Genomic DNA, 2,830 nt, shown 5'->3' with positions numbered 1-2,830 from the left:
TATAAGTATAAGTATAAGTATAAGTATAGCTTAACCTTGTTCAGAGTTTTCTAATTATCGTTGCAGTTAAAAGATACTTAGCCTGCTACTAGGAAAGATTTTGCGCAGTCTCTAAAGTGATAAAACTACGCAGTAAGTAAGGAGGCTTATAACAGTAGCGCAATATTTTTAAATGGATATTCTCGTTAAGCGTTTGACGAGCGCTTAGTGACTCTATAGATGGCGACATCGGCGAGTAAGTTTGGCGCTTGTCTGATCAGCGTCGTCATCAGGGCGCTATGAGGCTTATCAGAATCACTAACAGCAAAACGATTGATAATATCAATATCATGCTCAGCACACAAAGCCTCAAAGTCCTTAAAGGTACACAAGTGGATATTGGGCGTGTTGTACCACTCATACGGTAGCGCTTCTGAAACTGGCATGAGTCCTTTGAGCCCAAGGTGAATGCGGTTTTGCCAATGCGCAAAGTTGGGAAAGGTAATGACGGCTTCTCTTGCCACGCGCAACATATCTAATAGTAATAGATCGGGCGATTTGACCGCTTGTAAGGCACGCGCCATTACCACCGTATCAAAACTATTATCCGCAAAACGCGCTAAGCCATCGTTCAAGTCCTGCTCGACGATAGATAGGCCCTTAGCTATGGCATCGTTGATTTTGTCCTCATCAATCTCAAGCCCGTATCCTGTGACGCCAAGCTGTGTGTGCAAGTGCGCAAGTAGCTCGCCATTGCCGCAACCTAAATCCAGCACATGAGAGCCTGCGGCAATCCAGCGCTCGGCTAATTGATAGTCCATTCTCACAAGCGTGCTCCTGTACGGTTGGCAGTGATAAAGGGCGCAGTCAAAAATCCCTTTATCGCACCCATATAACGCGGAATATCGAACAAAAACGAATCATGACCGTGCGGGGCGTCGACATTGAGATAACTGACCGGTTTGCCTGTTGCCATCAGCGCATCAACGATCTCTTGTGAGCGCTCGGGTGCAAAGCGCCAGTCGGTTGTGAACGACACCACCAAGTACTGACACTCACTATGGGCAAAGGCAGCTTTTAGCGCGCTAAGCTCACGTTGATCGTTTTGGCTTTGACTGTTTTGTATCTCTGTATCTGTCTCTACGCTAGTCTCGCTATCCTCTATATGACCGCGAGTTGGGTCGAAATAATCTAAGGCTTTGGTCATTAGCAAATAAGTATTAGCATCGAAGTTCTCACTAAAGCGCTCACCTTGATAGCGCAGGTAGCTCTCCACTTGGAATTCAACATCATAGCCATACATAAATTTGCCAGACTTTAGGTCACGGCCGAATTTAGCTTTCATCGCATCATCAGTCAAATAAGTGATATGCCCAACCATGCGCGCGAGTATCAGGCCACGGCGCGGATAAGTGCCCGCTTGTAAGTAGCGCCCTTCTTTAAAGTCAGGATCTGATAGTATCGACTGACGCGCCACTTCGTTAAAGGCGATATTTTGTGCCGACAGCTTAGGAGTACTGGCGATGACCACGCAGCGCTTAAGACGATTTGGATAATCAAGCGACCATTGCAGCGCCTGCATACCGCCCATTGAGCCGCCAACGATAGCATGCCAAACCTCTATCCCTAATCGATCTGAGAGCAGCGCTTGCGTGCCGACCCAGTCTTTGATGGTGACTAGCGGAAAGTCGGGACCATAGGGCTGCGCCTCACCCTTGTCTATACTGTCAGGATTGATGGACGTCGGGCCTGTTGAGCCAAAGCAGCTGCCGATATTGTTGACACAAACGACAAAAAACTTAGCAGTATCAATTGCCTTACTAGGGCCGATCATATTGTGCCACCAGCCAGCTTTTTTATCTCCTTCGTGATAACCTGCGGCGTGATGACTGCCTGAGAGGGCATGACAAATAAGGATAGCGTTTGATTTATCTGCGTTTAGCGTACCATAAGTCTCAAATACTAAATCGAACGCTGGCAATGTACGATTGCACTCTAAAGTGAATGGCTCATCGAAGTGATAGATTTGCGGCGTGACAATTCCGACTGAGCCGACTAAACTGGCTGAAGCACCTGAGGGCTGCAGTTTATGGTCGGAATGCTCGCGAGTCATAGCGTTATTGTTCGTATCAGGGCGTGCGCTCAAAACTACCTCACAAGATGACAGGCGATAAAAAGACAGTAAAAAGGCGATCACTATCGCTATAGCCATCTATTGTATGGCGATGCGCTTAGGAGTACAACCTTCACACGCTATAAAGCGGCTATGCCTCCTATAAAAGACTACACTCATGCTACACTAACGGCAGCTTGTGACCGTATAATTTGACTGCTATTGTTAATTTATAACCTGTCCAAAGTCAAAGCGATTAAATAAAGCTTAACGATTAAAGCAGGCCCAGTGACTGTTTTGACTCCAAGCTACCCAAATCTCTGTTATAAAGTGTGCTGCTATGAAACCCAAATTGCCCCCACGTATTGCTGTTTTACTGATTAACTTAGGCACGCCAGATGAGCCGACCGCGCCTGCCGTACGCCGCTATTTGCGTCAGTTTTTGTCCGATCCACGTGTGATTGAGATTCCGCGATTTTTGTGGGCGATTATTCTCAATTTATTTGTCTTGCCGCGGCGTCCCAAACGCGTCGCTGAAGCTTACGCGAGTATTTGGGATGGAGACTCACCGATGCGTAACATCTTAAATGGTCAGGTTGAAAAATTAGAACCTCGGCTAGCAGCTGCCAATGCACCCTTTCGCGTGTCCGTTCATGCAGCGATGAGCTACGGCAATCCTGGGTTGCCTGATGTTATGGATGAACTGCGAGGCGAGGGCGTTGATCACTTTGTATTGCT

At 47.2% G+C, this 2,830-nt stretch carries 3 protein-coding genes; 1 reads left to right on the top strand and 2 read right to left on the bottom strand.

Annotation, left to right across the window (positions count from 1 at the left end; all coding sequences use genetic code 11):
* Nucleotides 1-185: 185 nt before the first annotated feature.
* Nucleotides 186-806 (bottom strand): methionine biosynthesis protein MetW, encoded by a 621-nt coding sequence (metW, locus tag ACTXGO_RS12040; protein ID WP_443543566.1) that lies wholly within the window; start codon nt 804-806, stop codon nt 186-188.
* On the bottom strand, nt 803-2,092 hold the full coding sequence (gene metX, locus ACTXGO_RS12035) for a homoserine O-acetyltransferase MetX (RefSeq protein ID WP_443574706.1): 1,290 nt from the start codon (nt 2,090-2,092) through the stop codon (nt 803-805). Before metX ends, metW begins: the two co-directional genes overlap by 4 nt.
* Nucleotides 2,093-2,432: 340 nt before the next feature.
* Between metX and ACTXGO_RS12030 the strand changes: the two genes are divergently transcribed.
* The coding region (locus ACTXGO_RS12030) for a ferrochelatase (protein ID WP_443574704.1) at nt 2,433-2,830 on the top strand (398 nt) is incomplete at its 3' end.

This window comes from Psychrobacter sp. T6-1 (assembly GCF_052258445.1).
The sequence above is the reverse complement of the archived record's forward strand: the minus strand, read 5'-3'. Positions and strand labels throughout refer to the sequence as shown.

Coding starts and splice junctions, on each gene's coding strand:
- metX (WP_443574706.1), bottom strand. CDS start 2,092: ATGACTCGCGAGCATTCCGACCATAAACTGCAGCCCTCAGGTGCTTCA.